Genomic DNA, 18,734 nt, shown 5'->3' on the forward strand with positions numbered 1-18,734 from the left:
GGTGCAAGAGGGTTGTTGGTCGTATTTGGCTTTTGCGGTGCCGACGGGGGTTGATTATCGGCCGATGCAGTGGCGATATAAGCGCCTAATAAAATTTCAGGGGTCGTTGTATGCCGCTCGCCACGTTGATTCACCGCGCCAGTTTGCCCAGCCCGCAAGTGTCTGCGGAGCAAGCACTAGAGCTGCTGGAGGGGCATTACGGGCTGAGTGGAAAGTTGCACGCCCTGGGCAGCCAGCAGGACCTCAACTTTCGGGTCGACAGCAACCAGGGGCGTTTCGTCCTGAAAATCTGCCGTGGCGATTATTCGGCGCTGGAGCTGCAAGCCCAGCATGCCGGGCTCAAGCAGTTGGGGGAACACTCCAGCGTGCATGTGCCACGAGTGATTCCTTCCAAGAGCGGTGCAGACCTGCTCACGCTGGAAGTCGGTGGTCAGTCCGTGCATGTGCGCCTGCTCGATTACATCGAGGGCCAGTCGCTGACGCACCTCGATCATCTGCCCGGTTCGGTGGTGGCTGGTTTCGGTCGGCTCTGCGGCGAAATGGACCTGGCGCTGGCCGCATTCGAGCATCCGGGCCTTGAGCGCACGCTGCAATGGGACGCCCGCCACGCCAGCGCGTTGATCGGCCATTTGCTGCCGGTGATCAAGGATGACGCGCAACGCCGGTTGATCGCCGAGGCGGCCGAACGGGCCGAGCGGCATTTGCAGCCGCTGGTGGCCAAGCTGCCAGTGCAGGCGATTCACATGGACATCACCGACGACAACGTGGTCTGGCAGCGGGACTCGCAGCGCGAGTGGCAGTTGCAGGGCGTAATCGATTTCGGCGACTTGATCCGTACCTGGCGCATTACCGATCTGTCCGTCACCTGCGCGGCGTTGCTGCATCACGCCGATGGCGATCCGTTCTATATATTGCCGGCGGTCCAGGCGTATCACGCGGTCAATCCGTTAACTCACGAAGAACTGCTGGCGCTGTGGCCACTGATCGTCGCGCGCGCGGCGGTGTTGGTGCTCAGTGGCGAACAGCAAGTCAGTATTGACCCGGGCAATGAGTACAGCCGCGACAACCTGACCCATGAATGGGAGATTTTCCGCGTTGCCACGTCGGTTCCGCTGGAATTGATGGAAGCGGCGATTCTGACGTCCGTCGGCCAGACTCTGCCAGGCATCGGCAGCGAAGGTTTCGCGCCGTTGCTGCCGAGCCTGGTGGGGCGTGAGTTTGCCTTGATCGATCTGGGCGTGCTGAGCCCGCATTTCGAGGCGGGCAACTGGGAGCAGGAAGGCGTCGATCAGCGTTTGCTGACCGAGGCTGCGGCGGCGCATGGCCTGGCGGCCAGCCGTTATGGTCAATATCGGTTGTCACGTACCCAACCGGACAGCGCCGCTGAGCCAGATACTTGCCCATTGCACGTGGAGTTGCGAGTGCCAAACGGCACGGCGGTCGAATCGCCGTTTGCCGGTGTGGTTCATCAGCCGGCGGCGGGTGTGCTGCAACTGGACGGTCCGCAACTGAGCGTGCGCTTGTGGGGCGTGACCCCGTCGCTGCACACCGGCGCAGCGCTGGTCAAAGGTCAGGTGCTGGGGGTGGTCAGCGGGCCGTTGATTGTGCAGTTGTGCCGAGGCGCTTCGTTCGATGCGCCGTTGTTTTGCACGCCGTCTCGCGCTGCAGCGTGGCAAGCGTTGTGCCCGTCACCGGCGGTGTTGCTGGGGCTGGCTTGCGATGCTGAAGCGGAGCTCGATTCGCAGACATTGCTGGCGCGCCGCGACGCCAGTTTCGCGCGCACGCAGAAGCACTATTACGTCGACCCGCCACGCATCGAGCGCGGCTGGCGCAATCACCTGATCGACATGCAGGGCCGTTCCTACCTCGACATGCTCAACAACGTCGCGGTGCTGGGCCACGGTCATCCGCGCATGGCGGCGGTGGCCAGTCGTCAGTGGTCATTGCTCAACACCAACTCGCGTTTCAACTACGCGGCGGTGGCCGAATTTTCCGAACGCTTGCTGAAGTTGTCGCCGGAGGGCATGGACCGGGTGTTCCTGGTCAACAGCGGCAGCGAGGCCAATGACCTGGCGATTCGTTTGGCGTGGGCCTACAGCGGCGGTCGCGACATGCTCAGCGTGCTGGAGGCCTATCACGGCTGGACAGTGGGCGCAGATGCGGTCTCGACCTCGATTGCCGATAACCCGAAAGCCTTGAGCAGCCGTCCCGATTGGGTGCATCCGGTGATCGCGCCGAATATCTATCGCGGCGAATTCCGTGGCCTCGACAGCGCGCCGGACTACGTACGCAGCGTCGAACACAACCTGGCGAAAATCGCTGAGCAGAAACGCCAATTGGCCGGGTTCATTTGCGAACCGGTGTACGGCAATGCCGGCGGGATCTCGCTGCCACCGGGTTATCTGAAACAGGTCTATGCGCTGGTTCGCGCGCAAGGCGGCGTGTGTATCGCCGACGAAGTTCAGGTTGGTTACGGGCGCATGGGCCATTTTTTCTGGGGCTTTGAAGAACAAGGCGTGGTGCCGGATATCATCACCATGGCCAAGGGCATGGGCAACGGCCAGCCGTTGGGCGCGGTGATCACCCGCCGGGAAATCGCCGAGGCGCTGGAGGCCGAGGGTTACTTCTTCTCGTCGGCCGGTGGCAGCCCGGTCAGTTGCCAGATCGGCATGGCGGTGCTGGATGTGATGGAAGAAGAAAAGCTCTGGGAAAACGCTCAGGTCGTGGGTGGGTATTTCAAGGAGCGACTTGAAGCGCTGATCGATATTCATCCGCTGGTGGGCGCGGTGCATGGTTCCGGGTTCTATCTGGGGGTCGAGCTGATCCGCAATCGTGAAACTCTGGAACCGGCGAGCGAAGAAACCACGGCGTTGTGTGACCGCTTGCGGGAGTTGGGGATTTTCATGCAGCCGACGGGGGATTATCTGAACGTGCTGAAGATCAAGCCGCCGATGGTGACTTCGCGGCGGAGTGTGGATTTCTTTGTCGACATGCTGGCGAAGGTGTTGGCAGAAGGGTTGTAAGGCTGGATATCGTCTTCGCGGGCAAGCCACGCTCCCACAGGTCCGTGTCATACACAGGTTTCGCGTACGACACGAAACCTGTGGGAGCGGGCTTGCCCGCGAAGGCGATACCTGAAACGCCGATAAAATATCGATTGTTATCGGGTTTAAGTGCGTAAAAGTAGACGGACGGAAGATTAATCGCTTTTAAAGCCGATTTTTATCGGCTATAAAGTCGCCATTGCTCACGGCGTGACTCATTGCGCCCGTGCTTCCCGTTTCTGTCATCGGTCGATGCCAAACTCGACCACAGCACTTGCCCGGAGATGATTCATGAGTCGTATCGTTACCGTCGCCGCCACCCAGATGGCCTGTTCCTGGGACCTTGAAGCCAACCTCGATACCGCTGAAAGGCTGGTCCGTGAGGCCGCGGCCAAAGGCGCGCAGATCATCCTGATCCAGGAACTGTTCGAGGCGCCGTACTTCTGCCAGAAGCCGAACGCGGATTACCTGCAACTGGCCACGACGGTTGAAGACAACGTTGCCATCAAGCACTTCCAGAAAGTCGCCAAGGAACTGCAAGTGGTGCTGCCAATCAGCTTCTATGAGCTGGCCGGCCGTGCACGTTTCAACAGCATCGCGATCATCGATGCCGACGGCAGCAACCTCGGGATTTATCGTAAAAGCCACATCCCCGACGGCCCTGGCTACCACGAAAAGTATTACTTCAACCCGGGCGATACCGGCTTCAAAGTCTGGAACACCCGTTACGCTAAAATCGGCGTGGGTATCTGCTGGGATCAGTGGTTCCCGGAGTGCGCCCGCAGCATGGCGTTGATGGGCGCGGAAATCCTGTTCTACCCGACCGCCATCGGCAGCGAGCCGCACGACAAAACCATTTCGTCCCGTGACCACTGGCAACGCGTGCAACAAGGCCATGCCGGCGCCAACCTGATGCCGCTGATTGCCAGCAACCGCATCGGCAACGAAGAACAGGACGGCTACGACATCACGTTCTACGGCTCGTCGTTCATCGCCAACCAGTTCGGCGAGAAGGTCCAGGAACTGGATAAAACGGAAGAAGGCGTTCTGGTGCAAAGCTTCGACCTCGACGAGCTTGAGCACATTCGCAGCGCATGGGGTTCGTTCCGCGATCGTCGCCCGAACCTATACAATGCGATCAAAACCCTCGACGGTTCCCTGGAGTCCTGATCGCATGACCACTTTAAACAGCACCCCGCGCGCCGACGGCTTCTACATGCCCGCCGAGTGGGCGCCACAAACCCAAACCTGGATGATCTGGCCGGAGCGCCCGGACAACTGGCGCCTAGGCGGCAAACCCGCGCAAGCCGCGCATGTGGCCGTGGCCAAAGCCATCGCCCGTTTCGAACCGGTGACCGTGGCGGTCTCCGCCGGCCAATACGAAAACGCCCGTGCTCGTCTCGACGTGCCGAATATTCGTGTGGTCGAGATGTCCAGCGATGACGCCTGGGTTCGCGACACGGGTCCGACGTTCGTCATCAACAACAGTGGCGAAGTCCGTGGTGTGAACTGGGACTTCAACTCGTGGGGCGGTTTTGACGGTGGTCTGTATTCGCCGTGGAATCGCGACTCGCAGGTGGGCGGCAAGATCCTCGAGATCGAGCGCAGCCAGCGCTACCGTACTGAGGGTTTCGTGCTCGAAGGCGGTTCGATCCATGTCGATGGCGAAGGCACCCTGATCACCACCGAAGAATGCCTGCTCAACCGCAATCGCAACCCGCACATGAACCGTGGGGAAATCGAGGCGGTGCTCAGCGCCCATCTGGCTGTGGATAAAATCATCTGGTTGCCGGACGGATTGTTCAACGACGAAACCGACGGCCATGTGGATAACTTCTGCTGCTACGTGCGTCCGGGTGAAGTATTGCTGGCCTGGACCGATGATCCGCAGGACCCGAACTACCCGCGCTGCCAGGCCGCGATGAAAGTGCTGGAAAGCAGCACCGACGCCAAAGGTCGCCCATTCACGGTGCACAAGATGCCGATTCCGGGCCCGCTGTTTGCGACCGAGGAAGAGTGCGCTGGCGTGGATCCGGTAGACGGGACTCAGGAGCGCAATCCGACCGTTCGTCTGGCCGGTTCCTACGTGAACTTCCTGATCGTCAACGGCGGCATTATCGCGCCGAGTTTCGACGACCCGCTGGACGGCCCGGCGAAAGAGATTTTGCAGGGTCTGTTCCCGCAGCACGAGGTGGTGATGGTGCCGGGCCGCGAACTGTTACTGGGAGGCGGTAACATCCACTGCCTTACCCAACAGCAACCGGCGCCGCACAAGGAGTGAGTGGGGTTGTAACAGCCTGAGTCGGTTGAAAAACCACTGAGGCTCAAGTTTATCCTCGCCGTTCATCATGAAGCCCGCAGCCCAAAAGGACTGCGGGCTTCTTTGTATCCGCTTGTCGACACTTGAGAAACATTGGCACAGCTCTTGTATCTCTCAAGGTGTAAAACAGGGAGGGGGAGGACTGCGATGTTCTGTCATAAACCTTGGATAAGTTAGCCGCTCACGAACCAGGAGAGAGCGCTGAAATGAACGCCGAAGTGAACGTAGTGAGCGAGCGGGCGTTGCATCCCCTGGCAGTCAATAGCGAATCGCTCCAGGTCCTGGCGCACTGGTTGAAGTCCAATGGAACGCGTCAGATCAGAGAACCTGATCCGCGCCGGATGATGATCGAGCGTTACCCCGCTGGTTTATTCAGCGAGGCGGAACTGGAAGCGTTGTGGGATGTGATGGAAGGATAAGAAGAAAAAACAAAGGATTGATAAAAGCGCTGCCGGGAGGGCGGCGCTTTTTTTATGGGTGATGGTTTTGTACCCATGATCGTTCCCACGCTCTGCGTGGGAATGCAGCCCGGGACGCTCCGCGTCCCAAGAGCGGACGCAGAGCGTCCGATGAGGCATTCCCACGCAGAGCGTGGGAACGATCAACGATCAGTCGGTGGCAGGTGTTTAGAAGCTGTAAGTGCCAGTCACCACCAGGCTACGCGGTTCGCCCGGTTGAATCTGCGCTGCGCTGGTGGCCGACGAGTAATAGGCCTTGTCGCTGATGTTGTTCAACGCCGCGCGCAAGTCCCAATCCTTCTGCCGGAACCCGGCCAGTGCATCCCAGCGGCCATAACCCGGGAGCACGACGGTGTTGAGGTTATCGGCATAACGCTGGCCCACCAGGGTCAAACCGGTTTCCGCATACCAACCCATTTCCGGTTTCCAGGTCAGGAACAGGCTGCCGTTGTGCTTGGCCACGTTGCTGATGCGTTTGCCTTCAAAGCCGTTGTTGTCCTTCTCGACCGTCGCGTCCTGCACGCCCACGCCACCGCGCACGTACCAGTTGCCGGCGATTTTGCCGGTGCCGGTCAGCTCGATCCCGCGGGAACGTTGCAGGCCCGAGAGCAGAGTGATGGTCGGGTTGAGTGGATCGCTGGTGCGGCGGTTATAGAGTTCCAGTTCGTAAATCGCGAGCGTGGTGCTCAGGCGGTCGTCGAGCCAGTCGCTCTTCACACCGATTTCCTTCTGCTTGGTCAGCTCCGGGCTCAAGTCATTGCTGTTGCCGGCAACGCCCGGCGTGATGCCGATCAAACCGCCGCCCACCGGCGAGAACGTCTTGGTCCAGGACGCATAGAAGGAATGATTCTGCAGCGGCGTCCAGACCAGGCCTACACGCGGGCTGGTGCTGTGGCTGTCACGATCTTCGGAAATGTTCCGCAGCTTGTTGGTCGATTCGATGTCGAAGGTGTCGTAGCGCAAACCGGCCAGCAATTGCCATTGATCGTTCAGGCGCAATTGATCCTGCACGTACACCGCACGGCTTTCGACTTCGGTGTGGTTGTCGCTGGACACTTGCATGCGCCCGGTATGGCGCAAATCGCGATTGGGGTTGTACAGGTCCAGCGCCGGCACCGGTGAGCTGCCCGGCCCGGAAGTGGCCGCGTTGTACAAGGTCGGATCGCGGCGCTGGCTGCCGATCTCGATGCCGGTCAGCAGGCGATGCTCCAGGCCGAAGGTGTTGAAACCGCCTTCCAGTTCGACGTTGTTATAGACGTTGCGGGTGGTCAGGTCCTGCTGCCAGTGCTGGCGCGTGACGTTGGTGATCGGGGTGTACCCGGTCAGGTAAGTGTTGTCGAAATCGCTGTCGAGCTTGAACACGCCCAAGGTGTGGCGTAGCTGCCAGTTGTCGCTGAGTTCATAGCTGAGTTTCGAGCGCAGGGATTGCGACTTGTCGTCGATGAAATCGTGCTCGCTGCCGTAGGTCGTATCGCGTCCTACGTCTGCCGGGCGTCCGTTGACGCCCGGGATGCCGCGATCCGGCGTACGGTTGTAGCGGCTGTATTCGTACTGCACCAACCAGTTCAGGTCCGGCGTCAGTTGCCAGCTCATCGATGGCGCGAACAGCTGGCGGTTGCCGCTGACGCCATCACGGAAGCTGTTCTGATCCATGTTGCCCATGTTCAGGCGCAGGCTGATGTTCTCGGACGGATCGGTGCTGAGATCGGCATAAAGGCTACGCAGATCATCGCTGCCGCCCTGGGCTTCGATGGTCGAACGACGGCCGAACTCGGGGAGTTTGCTGACTCGGTTGACGATCCCGCCCTGGCTGCCACGGCCATACAAAACGGCGGCCGGGCCCTTGAGGACTTCGATACGCTCGATGTTGTGCAAGTCGCGCACGTATTGGCTGTCGTCACGAATGCCATCAAGGTAGAAGTCGTTGCTGGCGTCGAAACCGCGGATGCGCAGGCTGTCGAAACGCGTATCAGCACCGCTGCTGACGTTGGGGATGCCACTTAGCGCAGTGCCCAGATCATTGGTGCCGTAATCCACGACGTTCGCGGTTTTAATCGAGTCGATGGCTTGAGGTACGTAGCGGACCGGTGTCGCGGTGCGGGTTGCGGTGCTGGTTTCCTTCACTCGCGGGTCGTCGGCTTCTGCTTCGGCACTGATAGAGGTTTCGGGCAAAACGGTGGTCGCGGCGCAGGTGAAACCGGCAGACAGAAAGGCAGAAAGCCCAAGGGTTACCGGCGTAAGGCGGAAGGGGGCAGGCATCTGAAGCGCATCCGAAAGGGTGGAAGAATTCGAGGGCGCGAATGGTAATGCTTGTTATTTACTTTCGTTAATAATTCTTGAAAAGTTCCGCTGCTTGATTGTTTCGAGTTGTGTCGAAATTGCTACATAGGCTATTCGACCGATTCATGAAACAGTCTGAAAGCCATTCCAGCGTTTTTCCGCAACGGTCCGAGGATTAGTCTGCCGGCACTGAATTTCCCTGATTGATTGCCGGAGTCTTCTCATGATCCTTCACTACATCTACGACCCTTTATGCGGCTGGTGCTACGGCGCCAAACCGCTGGTACAAGCCGCTAAAGGCGTGCTGCCGGTAATCGCCCACGGTGGCGGCATGATGAGCGGCGCCAACCGCCAAACTGTTTCGCCACAACTGCGCAGCTACGTGATGCCCCACGACCGGCGCATCGCCGAGTACACCGGCCAGCCATTCGGTGAAGCGTATTTCGAAGGTCTGTTACGCGATGAAACGGCTGTGTTCGATTCAACGCCGCCGATTGCCGCAGTGCTGGCGGCCGAACTGCTTTCGGGCCGCGGACTTGAGTTGCTGGGGCGTTTGCAGACGGCTCATTACGTGGAAGGTCGGCGCATCGCCGATGCAGCGGTTTTGGGGGAGCTCGCCAACGATATCGGCCTCGAGTCTCAAGCCTTCCAGCTGGCATGCAAAGCAGTAGACACCGATCGCCATGTCAGGGAGAGCCGCGCACTCTTGGCCAAGGTTGGCGGCCAGGGTTTTCCGACCTTCGTCCTTGAACAGGATGGCCAATTCACCCTGGTCGATATCGGACCCTGGCTCGGCAAGCCGCAAGCATTTGCGCAATGGTTAAACCAATCGCTTCCTGCACAAACGTCGTCAGCCCCCGTGCAAGCCTGTGGCATCGACGGCTGCGCCCCTTGAATTCATCCGGAGTCACCATGGACAACCTTAGCCTGATCAAAAGCACCTATGAAGGCGCCAACTCCCAGGAAAACGCACGCAACACCGCCGGGGCCCTGGCCACGGATGCCCGCTGGACCGAGGCGGCAGGTTTTCCTTACGCCGGTACTTACGTCGGCTTCGATGCCATCGTCGAAAACGTGTTCAAGCGCCTGGCCACCGATTGGGATGATTTTCAGTTGAAGATCGAGGACTACGTCGCACAGGGCGACAAGGTGTTTGCGTACGGCAATTACAGCGGAATCTACAAGGCAACTGGCCGTCCGATGAATGCTCGCGTTGCGCATCTGTGGACCCTGGCCGATGGCAAAGTCACCCACTTTGAACAGTTCGTCGACAGCCATACCGTGCAACTGGCGATTGCCGGCAAGTAATTGCTTAGACGATTTTCACCTTTTCATAGACGATTCATGAAATTGACACATCGTTGAGCACGCAGATACGATCCCGTCCAACGCCTGTGGCTAACCGCCATGACTCACAAAATAATAAAAAGGCCCGCCACGATTCTCTCGTGGGCGGGCCTTTTTGTTTTGGGGTGAAAAAAGAGTGCGATAGCACCATTTCAGCCGTTCGACACAGCGCGTATCAACCGGTAATAAGGAAAAGAACAAAATGTTGAATAAGCGAATCAGCCTGATCGCTCTGGGGATGTTGAGCGCTACACAGGCCATGGCTAACGACCAGGCCGAATCCAAGGGATTTGTTGAAGACAGCAGCCTCAAAGTGCTGCTGCGCAACGCCTACATCAATCGTGACTACAAAGACGGTAACCCGGACAAAGCCGAGTGGGGCCAAGCGGCCATCGGTACGTTCTCGTCCGGCTTCACCCAAGGCACCGTCGGTGTCGGTGTGGATGCCTTCGGTCTGTACGCATTGCGTCTGGATGGTGGCAAGGGTCGTACCGGCGCTCAAGGCATCGACTTCTTTAAAAAGGGCGACAGCGGCAACGCGGCTGACGACCTGTCCAAAGGCGGCGCAGCGGTCAAATTCCGTCTCTCCAGCACCACGCTGACCTACGGCGACCAGATGCCGGCCCTGCCGGTTCTGAGCTACGACAACGGGCGCCTGCTGCCAGAAAGCTACACGGGCACCATGATCACTTCCAAGGAAATCAAAGGCCTGGAACTGAACGCCGGTCGCTTCACCGCCGAATCGCGCAAAAGCGCTGAAGGCCGTGACAGTGGTGGCCTGAAGTCGATCAACGTGTTGGGCGGTAGCTACCAGTTCACGGAACAATTCAAGGCTGCGCTCTACGCATCCGACGTCGAAGACGTGCTGAAGAAGCAATACGTGAACGCCAACTACGTGTTCCCGATCGACAAGGATCAGTCCCTGACCCTGGACTTCAACGGCTACCGCACCAAGCTGGACAGTTCCTACGTCCGCGAACACACCGTGCCTGGCGAAAGTATCGTCACCGGCGAGGACAACAAGATCTGGAGCCTGGCCGCGACCTTCGCCACCGGCCCACACTCGTTCACCCTCGCTCACCAGCGCAGCACCGGCGACAGTAACCTGGGCTACGCCTACGGCGGTTACCAGAAAGATCAAGGTCGTGTCGGCGACGGTGGCAATACCATCTACCTGGCAAACTCCTACTGGTCCGACTTCAACGCCGAAGACGAGCGCAGCTGGCAGTTGGGCTACGGCCTGGACTTCACCGCATTCGGCGTTCCTGGCCTGAGCTACAACTTCGCCTACGTGCGCGGTGACAACATCACCACGTCCACCAGCGAAGGCGGCACCGAGCGCGAAATCTTCAACCAGTTCAAGTACGTCGTGCAAAGCGGCCCGGCCAAAGACCTGAGCGTGAAATTGCGCAGCTCGATCCTGCGTGTCTCGCAGAAATCCAGCGAGTACAACGTCAGCGGTAACGAAGTGCGTGTGTTCGTGGATTACCCGATCAACATCTTCTGATGAGCGTTTGAGTGTTCATCACTCGATTAAAAAAACCCGACTGGTTCGGGTTTTTTTTCGCCTGACAACCGTTCAAAAGCGCATAAAACGGCCATTTTCGATCATAAAAAGTCGAATTAAAGCAACGTCATGCTCCGTTTCAAGCAGCGCTTGATATGCCTCAAATTCTTTCTCATGGACGTAAATCCTGTGCTCTCTAGATTAGGCTGCTAAATGTACGGAGATTTTTGAAAATGATCGTTTTGAACAGAGAAGTGGGCGAATCGCTACGGCGTAACAAATATGCCAACGTCCAAGGTGCTGACTTCAATCTCTACGGTCATTTCGCCGATTTTGTTCGACTGACTAAAAGCTGGGAAAGCATGGAGCCGGACAGTTACTACGGTCAGGCCGAGGCGGGCATGCGCTACCGTCGCTACAGCGATTTTGAATACAACCCAGTCACTCGCGACCTGAAGCAGTTGGAGCACCGGGCCTATGTTCAGTCCAAGGCCAACAACAGTTATGTGGGCGGGGTTGTGCGGCACTTCCAGGATTTCTCCGATGAGGTCATCAATTCGCCGGTAATGCGCAGCCTGATCGACATCGATTTTGAAGTGTATAAAAACGTGCTGCCGCAGGAGTTGCACGAGGAAATCTGGCAATGCCAGATTCATCAGATCCGCATCGAGATCAAGCCTGGCAAACAACTGGAAATTACTCCGGAAGGCATTCACTGCGACGGTTATCCGTTCAGCGGCGTGCACTTCTGGGGACGCAATAACGTTGAAGGGGCGGAGAGCCGTTTGTACGAGGCTCAAAATCAAGAGCAAGTGGCATCGACGACCTACGAGGAAATCCTCGACACCACCTACTTTCTCGATCGCGACATGCGTCACTACGTGACACCGGCACGCAATACCCATTCTCACGCCATGGCGTACCGGCAGATTCTGGCGATCTCTTTCTCGCGGCCCGGGACCGCTTTCGACATTGTTCGCTGAACAGTACAACACCGTGGCCAGTCTCGCCGAGTGCCCTGCACCGGTGATGCTGCGGCGCACCACGGCCAAGGATGCACAGCGCCTGGAACGCTTCTTTCGGCAATTCGAAGAAGTATCTTTCTGTGAATGGCAGGACGCCAAATGCCTGCGCAGTGTGCTGGTGCAGAAAACCACTACCGCGTTTATCGCGCTGGATGTCAGCGGCGAAATCGTCGGCGCGGTGTTGGGCGGAATGCTCGGCAGTCGCGGCACGATCAACCATTTGGCAGTGAGCCCGTTGTATCGCAGCCAAGGTGTCGGTCAACGACTGGTTGAATCCGCGTCAGCCGATATGAAACGCGTGGGCGTGCTGCGGATGTTCCTGTTTGTCGACGATGCTAACCTTGCCGGCCAACGCTTTTGGAGTGCCCAGGGTTTTTGCGAACCGCGCGGTGAAAGAACATTTGAGAGGGACCTATGAATGAGACGTCCAGCAGCCGGCCGCTGATGGTCGAACCGCACGCGTCGCGCACCTTCGCCGAGGCCAGCCCGGTCATTGCGGGTTACTTCACGGTGTCGTTTGTGTTCGGATTGATGGCGGTAAATGCCGGGTTGCCCGTGTGGCTGCCGGTCGCCATGTGCCTGTTCGTGTATGCCGGCGCTTCACAGTTTGCCGCCCTGGCGCTGATTTCCAGCGGCGCATCGCTCACCACCATCATCCTCACCACGTTTTTGATCAATGCGCGGCACATGCTGATGTCGGTCTACATGGCCAAGGCGTTGCAGGCGATGGGTCTCAGTCGGTTTGAGCGTTGGTGTTACGCGGGCGGGCTGACCGATGAGTCGTTCGCCTTTCATAGCGTCAAACTGGGCAAGGGTTCACCCGTCAACGTGCGTTACCTGATCGGCTTCAATCTGTATTGCCACGCCTCGTGGGTGCTCGGCGGTTTGCTGGGGGCGATTTGCGCGCAGTACGCGGCGCACTTGATCAAGTATCAGCTCGACTATGCACTGACCGCGATGATGCTCTACGTGCTGGTGTCGCTGTGCAACACACGTAACAAACTCATCGCCGCACTGGCCGCCGTCGCTTGCATGGGCGCGCTGAGTCTGGTCGGCAGCTCGCCCTTCAACGTATTTATCGCCACATTCGTGGGCTGCGGGGTGGGCGTATGCCTGACCAAACGTTCCTGATTCTGGTCGTCGCGCTGATGATGGCCGTGACGTTCCTGCCGCGCGCGTTGCCGCTGCAAGTGAACACCGACCATTGGCCGCCCTTCGTCGCCCGGGCGCTGGAATACCTGCCGGTGGCGATCGTCGCTGCAATCAGCCTTGCGCCGTTGTTGATCAAGGATCAGCACGTGCAGCTCGATCGCCCGGAATTTTATGCCGCGATTCCGACGTTGTTATGTGCGTACTTCAGCAAAAACCTCTTTCTCTCCGTTGCGGTGGGAACGGCTGCGTACATTGCGCTCGGCTCGTTCATGTAGCGGGAGGTCGACCACATCGTGCAAGGCCTGACCCGACAACTCCGGATTGTTGATCGCCAGCCGCACTTCGAGGGCATCTTCGAAGCCGGGGAAAATGGTCAGGCCGTTACGCTGGGCCGCATCCCGCGAGACCATGCCGAGGCCGTCCATTTGCGTGATCAACGACAGCGTCAGGGTTTCGCTGCACGAATACACCATCCGCTTGCCCGACTCGTAATTGCCCAGACCGGCATCGAGAAAGCGCAGGAAGCTGTGGGAATACGGACAATCGTCCGCCGGACGCACCTGAAACTTGTTGCCGAGCAACACCAGCGGATCATGTTCCTGACCGCAATGCGCACCGACCACCTGAACCTGGACATCGGGCAGGATGATGCTGGGCAACCCCGGCTTCTGCGGGCCAATCAACACCGCCAGGTCGAAATCTTCATTCTTCAGCTTGCTGAGGTTTTCCATCGACTCGGCGTAGCTGAATTCCAGCTGATAGTCGGGAAACACCTCAATCAGGCGTCCGATCATTCGCCGATTGAAGTCAGGCGAAAGCGTGGTGTTCAGCGCCACCTTGAGCGTGCGCTGCCCAGGCACCTTCAGCGCGGCCACTTTTTCTTCCAGTTGCCGCGTGGCGACCAACACCTTGTCCATGTAAGGCGTGAGCTCCGTGCCTTGTGTAGTCAGGGTCAACCCCTTGTTGGAGCGACGGAACAACCGAAAACCGAACTGCTCTTCGACCTTGTTCAACTGCGCGGCCAACGCCTGCACGGTTAAACAGGAATGCTCTGCCGCCGCCGACAAAGAGCCGGTCTGCACAATGCGCATCAGGTTGCGTAGGGTTCTGCTATCCATTGGGTAATGCCCTCTGAAGTGGGCTGGCTATTGTTGAGTACCTGGCCGCCGGTTGGGCGATACGTGCTGGCTATAATCCTGCACATGAACACGCTTGTCCCGAGTTTAGTAGCGAAATGATGCTGCGTCCGATGGCTGGAGGCTTACATAGAGTCGAGGTTTTTGGGGAGGGGTGGGTGATCAGGGTCAAAAAAATGCTCGGACCGGGAGGTTTGGGCATTTTTTTTGATGAAACGGCAGCGACGTTTCGGGTTTCAGCGTGTGAGGGGTTCAGTGAAATTGTCCGGTTTCGAAACGGTTTTGTGCAAAAAGCGAGATTTATGATCGTTTTTGAGCAAGTAAAATCGTTTTTATGCGTTTGGGGTCAGTTCGACGGTGCCAATTCAATTGGCGGAGCTCAATCTGAAGTGCTCTAAATGTTCGTTTTTATGCATCTACACCGAAAAATAATCATTTTTATGCAGCAAAACCTGATTTTGATCGTTACTCTCCATTTGTGCTGGTTTGATTTGGCCGAGGTTTGAAAAGGAGTGTGACGTGAGCGAGTTTCCCGTAGACCCGATCGGTGCTGCCTGGCTAGCAACGACATTCGACGTGCGGCCGATGGCACGGCTACCCGTGTTAAGTCAGGTCGGTAGCCGACGGTCAACTCAGGTCGAAGACGGGTTTCGTCTTGAGACCTATACGGAAAACATGCGCCCCGATCCGGACTTTTCATCCCATCTGCAATTTCACCTGCGGCATGAAGTCCCGAACCTCGAGTTCTTGACCAGACTGTTTACCAAGGTGGGTGCTGCACCGGTACAAGGCTGGTTGAAGGACGAGCCCACCGGCCAATATGCCCGCAGGTCGGCGTTCTTGTTTGAGTGGCTCACTGGCGAGCGGTTGCAGGCGCCAGAACCTATAGGCGGCAAGTATGTCGACGCCATCAACGCCGATCTGATGGTGGCGGCTTCACCCGAAGAGGCGGTGAAGGTGCCGCGTTGGCGAGTGAATGACAACCTGCCTGGCTCGAGCTACTTCTGCCCAATCGTCGTCAAGACAGCAGGCGTCCAGTCAGCAGCGGACCTCGATGTGCCTCACCTCTTTGGTCAACTGACCGCAGAGTTTGGCGAAGCGCTTCTGCTGCGCGCCGCCGCATGGATGACACTCAGGGAAAGCAAAGCCAGCTTCGCCATTGAAGGGGAGGCGGACCGTTCTACGCGTATCCAGCGTTTCGCAGATGTGTTGGCGCGACGAACCGGTCAGGGTGAACTGCCGCTCACTGATGCTGCACTGGCGGAGATGCAAGAAGAAATCCTTGGAGCAGTAACCACACTGACACGTATGGGGATTCGGCAATCTCCGGTGTTTGTTGGCGAAACTGTCCGCTATCAGGAGATCGTCCGTTACGTCGCTCCCCCGGAGAGCGATTTGGAGCGGATGTTGGAAGGCATTCGCGTCTTTCTGAATCGTACTCAAGGGCAATCCCCGGTCATGCGCAGTGCTGTAGCAGCGTTCGCGTTCGTCTATATCCACCCGCTGGCCGATGGCAACGGCCGGGTCCATCGCTTCCTGATCAACGACATTTTGCGTCGTGATGGGGTCATTCCAGACCCGGTGATTCTTCCGATATCAGCTGTTATCACTGACGACTCTGCTGAACGGCGTCTATATGACAGCGTGCTGGATCAGGTTTCAAAACCGCTCATGCAGGGCATTCGAGACCAGGTAACATTCGCCAATACGCGTACGCAATACCCTGACGGCGTGGTCTCGAATATTGAATTCACAGGCCAGGATCAGGCCCGCCCGGTGTGGCGCTATCCTAACCTGGGGCCACACGTTGTTTTCATGTCTAACGTCATTCGCCGCACCATCACCGAACAGATGCGTGAAGAGTCGCGGTATTTGCGCAGTCACATAAGGGCCAGACAGGCAATCAAGGAAGTCGTTGAGATGCCTGATCAACAGGCTGATCGGCTCTTGCGATCCATAGAGCAGAACGAAGGGAAGCTGAGCAACGTATTGGCAAAGGAAATGCCTGTGCTGGCGAGGCCGGATATTTGGGCCGCCGTTGTCGAAGCGGTGGCTCAGTCGGTTCGGGGGGAGGAGCCGATAGACAGTAGCGTGAGTGATCGATACCACCCGAATCAGCCAGTGGGTCGATGACCGACTTATGCAAAACGCCCCGATTGAATCGTAATGCTGTTCACTTAAGTATTTGAGTCCAAGCCGGGCTTATCCGAAAATCCGATGCCAGACTTCTGGCATCGGATTTTTTATGTCTGTTCAACAAGATCTGCTCGACCTCGGCGACCTTTTCAACTTCTGTGACCTGAGTACTTTCACCCAAAACATTCCCATCGAGTGGGTAGCGTCTGCGCTGGATCTTTCCAGTCAGGCGACCATTCGCCGACGTCGCCTGCCCGCTGACCAAGTGCTCTGGTTGGTGCTCGGCATGGCGTTGTTTCGTGACGAGCCGGTTCATGAGGTGGCCAGACGTTTGAACATCTGCGCTCAAGGCCTGGCCACCGACCACTTATTGGCCCGCAGTGGTGTAACCGAGGCGCGCAAGCGACTCGGTGCCGATCCTGTTGAGTGGTTATTCCGCAAGACCGGGACCCAATGGGGGGCGGAGCGCTATGACGACGATGCCTGGCATGATCTGCAGGTATTCGCGGTGGACGGTGCACTTTTGCGTACTCCGGATACGCCCGAGCTTCGAGATCACTTCGGGTCGGGAAACACTCCAAGCGACCGCCAGACGCCGTTTCCGATGCTGCGCCTGGTGGCCCTGATGAATGTGCGTTCGCACGTGATCATGGATGCTCAATTGAGCCCTTATCGACGCAGTGAAATGCGCTTGGCCGACGAATTTTTGCAGCAGATCCCCGACCACTCGGTGACGCTGTTCGACAAAGGTTTCTGGGGTGCCGAGCTGCTGTCGAGCCTGAGCGGAGCAGGCATCAACCGTCATTGGTTGATCCCGGCAAAAAAAGGACTGATCTGCGAGGAAGTGGCCCGTTACAGCCAGTACGACCGTTTAGTGCGTATGAAAGTCTCGCCGCAGGCCAGAAAGCGAAACCCGGATCTTCCAACGCACTGGGAAGTACGCGAAGTCAGTTATGAAATTAAAGGCAAGGTGAAGACCGTCATGACGTCGTTGCCGGCCAAGATCTACAACACTCAAGCCGTTGCCAAACTTTACCAGGAGCGTTGGGAAATCGAGTTGGGCTTCAGAGACATCAAGAGTTCGATGCAACAGAACGCGATGACCTTGCGCAGTAAAAAAGTCGAGCTGGTCTATCAGGAAGTGTGGGGGCTTTTGCTGGCTTACAACGTGATTCGTCGAGAGGCCAGTCAGGCGGCGGTGACGTTTGGCCGGGCTCCCTCGGACATCCGTTTCAAACCCGTTTGTCAGTACATCGCCGTGCAACTGATCGTGATGGCGGCGGCTAATCCGATTTCAGCCACAGGAAGACGCTTGGCTGAGTTGAGAGCAGGGATAGGGGGATTGTTTCTGGATCACCGCCCAAGGCCTTCGAGGCCAAGGACAGTGAAAATTTCAAAAACCCGGTTTCCAGTGGACCGTAAGGCTGCTCCGCTTAAGTGAACAGCATTACGATTGAATCGGGGCTTTTTTATGCGCGCAGTTTTTTGATGTACGTGACGGCGTTACTGATTGCGATTGTTCATCGGCGAGTCCAACACCTTCACCACATCATCAATGATCGCCTTACTCATATCCTGTAAATAATGCGATGCCCAGGCATGGCGATCGGTGTCGCGAACCATGGCAGCGTCTGAGGCGAGGAGCTTGGCGACGTGGAGCAGATCGGAAGCGTGGGAGAGGGCTGCGATGACCGGGACGCCGGCGTTGATGCGGAAGAGCGGTTGGTTGGCGTGGTAGGAGAAAGGGGTGAGGCCGATGGTTTTCAGGTCTTGGGGATTGGTCATTGGGCACCTCCGGTTTTTGGGCGGTGGTGTGCGTGACTTGGTGCAGCAATGGCAAAAATTTTGAATGGATTGCGGGCATTCATAAGGAGAACTCCAGTTGGTTTCTGCATCAATTCGAGTTCTCAGGCCCGGTCGCTGAATTGGCAGCGACGGGTTGAAAGTAGCTTGAGGGCCGCAGATGCGCAATCGTGGCTAGGTGGTGGCGTAGGGTGAGAGCTTCGGTGATTTACTGGACCTGAGGCTTGGGAATACGTAAATGACCCACGTCTAACCTGACGCCGGCCTCTTTCTCTTCGAAGCCAGGCTTTTGGGGGCAATCAGTGACTATCGACAGCTCCACTTCCCCCACCATTTTGTTGGCGATTTCCTCGTCGTGCGTGACATGGAACGGGCTGTCGAAAAATCGAATTGTCATGAGCATTTCTCCATTTTTTGGCGATATCTAAACGTTGCGGTAAATGGAAGTTGGCCGATTAATCATTTTCGACGCAAACAGTTTTAGTGTGTTCCATCGAGACAATCATTACACCAAGTAACTAATGAT

Annotated in this window: 18 protein-coding genes; 14 read left to right on the forward strand and 4 right to left on the reverse strand. The window is 57.6% G+C overall.

Annotated features, from left to right (window positions below):
* The first annotated feature begins 110 nt into the window (after positions 1-110).
* The 4 genes from ACYZT8_RS01050 to ACYZT8_RS01065 all read left to right on the forward strand — a co-directional run bounded on the left by ACYZT8_RS01050 (position 111) and on the right by ACYZT8_RS01065 (position 5,783).
* The gene (locus tag ACYZT8_RS01050; protein WP_461978530.1) at positions 111-3,023 is read left to right on the forward strand and encodes an aminotransferase; all 2,913 of its coding nucleotides are present in this window, start codon (positions 111-113) and stop codon (positions 3,021-3,023) included.
* 312 nt (positions 3,024-3,335) lie between these two features.
* On the forward strand, positions 3,336-4,214 hold the full coding sequence (gene aguB, locus ACYZT8_RS01055) for an N-carbamoylputrescine amidase (RefSeq protein ID WP_461978532.1): 879 nt from the start codon (positions 3,336-3,338) through the stop codon (positions 4,212-4,214).
* Positions 4,215-4,218: 4 nt separating this feature from the next.
* Positions 4,219-5,325, forward strand: coding sequence for an agmatine deiminase (aguA, locus tag ACYZT8_RS01060; RefSeq protein WP_461978534.1), 1,107 nt, complete (start codon positions 4,219-4,221; stop codon positions 5,323-5,325).
* A 245-nt stretch (positions 5,326-5,570) separates the two neighbouring features.
* A complete protein-coding gene (locus ACYZT8_RS01065) occupies positions 5,571-5,783 on the forward strand; it encodes a hypothetical protein (RefSeq protein WP_094469623.1) in 213 nt (70 codons plus the stop codon).
* Positions 5,784-5,990: 207 nt separating this feature from the next.
* Here ACYZT8_RS01065 and ACYZT8_RS01070 read toward each other — a convergent pair whose 3' ends face one another.
* A complete protein-coding gene (locus tag ACYZT8_RS01070) occupies positions 5,991-8,081 on the reverse strand; it encodes a TonB-dependent receptor (protein WP_461978536.1) in 2,091 nt (696 codons plus the stop codon).
* 244 nt (positions 8,082-8,325) lie between these two features.
* Between ACYZT8_RS01070 and ACYZT8_RS01075 the strand changes: the two genes are divergently transcribed.
* The 7 genes from ACYZT8_RS01075 to ACYZT8_RS01105 all read left to right on the forward strand — a co-directional run bounded on the left by ACYZT8_RS01075 (position 8,326) and on the right by ACYZT8_RS01105 (position 13,408).
* Entirely contained in the window at positions 8,326-8,997 is a 672-nt protein-coding gene (locus ACYZT8_RS01075) for a DsbA family protein (protein WP_461978538.1), read from the forward strand.
* A 17-nt stretch (positions 8,998-9,014) separates the two neighbouring features.
* Positions 9,015-9,410, forward strand: coding sequence for a nuclear transport factor 2 family protein (locus ACYZT8_RS01080; protein ID WP_461978540.1), 396 nt, complete (start codon positions 9,015-9,017; stop codon positions 9,408-9,410).
* Positions 9,411-9,651: 241 nt separating this feature from the next.
* Positions 9,652-10,956 carry an OprD family porin gene (locus tag ACYZT8_RS01085; protein WP_461978542.1) on the forward strand — a complete coding sequence of 435 codons (1,305 nt, stop codon included), beginning with the start codon at positions 9,652-9,654 and terminating at the stop codon, positions 10,954-10,956.
* Between the two features lie 233 nt (positions 10,957-11,189).
* The gene (locus ACYZT8_RS01090) at positions 11,190-11,939 is read left to right on the forward strand and encodes a 2OG-Fe dioxygenase family protein (protein ID WP_461978544.1); all 750 of its coding nucleotides are present in this window, start codon (positions 11,190-11,192) and stop codon (positions 11,937-11,939) included.
* A 46-nt stretch (positions 11,940-11,985) separates the two neighbouring features.
* Positions 11,986-12,399, forward strand: a complete 414-nt coding sequence (locus ACYZT8_RS01095; RefSeq protein WP_461959417.1) for a GNAT family N-acetyltransferase — start codon at positions 11,986-11,988, stop codon at positions 12,397-12,399.
* Positions 12,396-13,112, forward strand: coding sequence for an AzlC family ABC transporter permease (locus tag ACYZT8_RS01100; protein WP_461978546.1), 717 nt, complete (start codon positions 12,396-12,398; stop codon positions 13,110-13,112). The genes ACYZT8_RS01095 and ACYZT8_RS01100 overlap by 4 nt, the downstream gene beginning before the upstream one ends.
* Positions 13,091-13,408, forward strand: a complete 318-nt coding sequence (locus ACYZT8_RS01105) for an AzlD domain-containing protein (RefSeq protein ID WP_461978548.1) — start codon at positions 13,091-13,093, stop codon at positions 13,406-13,408. The genes ACYZT8_RS01100 and ACYZT8_RS01105 overlap by 22 nt, the downstream gene beginning before the upstream one ends.
* Here ACYZT8_RS01105 and ACYZT8_RS01110 read toward each other — a convergent pair.
* Positions 13,325-14,251, reverse strand: coding sequence for a LysR family transcriptional regulator (locus tag ACYZT8_RS01110; protein ID WP_461978550.1), 927 nt, complete (start codon positions 14,249-14,251; stop codon positions 13,325-13,327). The two genes, ACYZT8_RS01105 and ACYZT8_RS01110, sit on opposite strands and share 84 nt — an antisense overlap.
* Positions 14,252-14,367: 116 nt before the next feature.
* Between ACYZT8_RS01110 and ACYZT8_RS01115 the strand changes: the two genes are divergently transcribed.
* From ACYZT8_RS01115 to ACYZT8_RS01125, 3 genes are all read left to right on the forward strand, one after another.
* A complete protein-coding gene (locus tag ACYZT8_RS01115; protein ID WP_461978552.1) occupies positions 14,368-14,667 on the forward strand; it encodes a hypothetical protein in 300 nt (99 codons plus the stop codon).
* 121 nt (positions 14,668-14,788) lie between these two features.
* Positions 14,789-16,402 (forward strand): Fic family protein, encoded by a 1,614-nt coding sequence (locus tag ACYZT8_RS01120; RefSeq protein WP_461978554.1) that lies wholly within the window; start codon positions 14,789-14,791, stop codon positions 16,400-16,402.
* 112 nt (positions 16,403-16,514) lie between these two features.
* On the forward strand, positions 16,515-17,846 hold the full coding sequence (locus ACYZT8_RS01125; RefSeq protein WP_461974571.1) for an IS4 family transposase: 1,332 nt from the start codon (positions 16,515-16,517) through the stop codon (positions 17,844-17,846).
* Between the two features lie 62 nt (positions 17,847-17,908).
* On the opposite strand, the gene ACYZT8_RS01130 is transcribed toward ACYZT8_RS01125, so the two are convergent.
* Both ACYZT8_RS01130 and ACYZT8_RS01135 read right to left on the reverse strand, forming a co-directional pair.
* Positions 17,909-18,190, reverse strand: a complete 282-nt coding sequence (locus tag ACYZT8_RS01130) for a DUF3077 domain-containing protein (RefSeq protein WP_461978556.1) — start codon at positions 18,188-18,190, stop codon at positions 17,909-17,911.
* Positions 18,191-18,416: 226 nt separating this feature from the next.
* Positions 18,417-18,605: a hypothetical protein gene (locus ACYZT8_RS01135; protein WP_461978558.1), complete on the reverse strand. Its 189-nt coding sequence runs from the start codon at positions 18,603-18,605 to the stop codon at positions 18,417-18,419.
* Positions 18,606-18,734: the final 129 nt, after the last annotated feature.

This window comes from Pseudomonas sp. LB3P93, from assembly GCF_054898025.1.

What these genes read in the sequence shown, in the direction of transcription:
- ACYZT8_RS01050 (WP_461978530.1), top strand. Translation starts at nt 111, where the DNA reads ATGCCGCTCGCCACGTTGATTCACCGCGCCAGTTTGCCCAGCCCGCAA.
- aguB (WP_461978532.1), top strand. Translation starts at nt 3,336, where the DNA reads ATGAGTCGTATCGTTACCGTCGCCGCCACCCAGATGGCCTGTTCCTGG.
- aguA (WP_461978534.1), top strand. Translation starts at nt 4,219, where the DNA reads ATGACCACTTTAAACAGCACCCCGCGCGCCGACGGCTTCTACATGCCC.
- ACYZT8_RS01065 (WP_094469623.1), top strand. Translation starts at nt 5,571, where the DNA reads ATGAACGCCGAAGTGAACGTAGTGAGCGAGCGGGCGTTGCATCCCCTG.
- ACYZT8_RS01070 (WP_461978536.1), bottom strand. Translation starts at nt 8,081, where the DNA reads ATGCCTGCCCCCTTCCGCCTTACGCCGGTAACCCTTGGGCTTTCTGCC.
- ACYZT8_RS01075 (WP_461978538.1), top strand. Translation starts at nt 8,326, where the DNA reads ATGATCCTTCACTACATCTACGACCCTTTATGCGGCTGGTGCTACGGC.
- ACYZT8_RS01080 (WP_461978540.1), top strand. Translation starts at nt 9,015, where the DNA reads ATGGACAACCTTAGCCTGATCAAAAGCACCTATGAAGGCGCCAACTCC.
- ACYZT8_RS01085 (WP_461978542.1), top strand. Translation starts at nt 9,652, where the DNA reads ATGTTGAATAAGCGAATCAGCCTGATCGCTCTGGGGATGTTGAGCGCT.
- ACYZT8_RS01090 (WP_461978544.1), top strand. Translation starts at nt 11,190, where the DNA reads ATGATCGTTTTGAACAGAGAAGTGGGCGAATCGCTACGGCGTAACAAA.
- ACYZT8_RS01095 (WP_461959417.1), top strand. Translation starts at nt 11,986, where the DNA reads ATGCTGCGGCGCACCACGGCCAAGGATGCACAGCGCCTGGAACGCTTC.
- ACYZT8_RS01100 (WP_461978546.1), top strand. Translation starts at nt 12,396, where the DNA reads ATGAATGAGACGTCCAGCAGCCGGCCGCTGATGGTCGAACCGCACGCG.
- ACYZT8_RS01105 (WP_461978548.1), top strand. Translation starts at nt 13,091, where the DNA reads ATGCCTGACCAAACGTTCCTGATTCTGGTCGTCGCGCTGATGATGGCC.
- ACYZT8_RS01110 (WP_461978550.1), bottom strand. Translation starts at nt 14,251, where the DNA reads ATGGATAGCAGAACCCTACGCAACCTGATGCGCATTGTGCAGACCGGC.
- ACYZT8_RS01115 (WP_461978552.1), top strand. Translation starts at nt 14,368, where the DNA reads ATGATGCTGCGTCCGATGGCTGGAGGCTTACATAGAGTCGAGGTTTTT.
- ACYZT8_RS01125 (WP_461974571.1), top strand. Translation starts at nt 16,515, where the DNA reads ATGTCTGTTCAACAAGATCTGCTCGACCTCGGCGACCTTTTCAACTTC.
- ACYZT8_RS01130 (WP_461978556.1), bottom strand. Translation starts at nt 18,190, where the DNA reads ATGACCAATCCCCAAGACCTGAAAACCATCGGCCTCACCCCTTTCTCC.
- ACYZT8_RS01135 (WP_461978558.1), bottom strand. Translation starts at nt 18,605, where the DNA reads ATGACAATTCGATTTTTCGACAGCCCGTTCCATGTCACGCACGACGAG.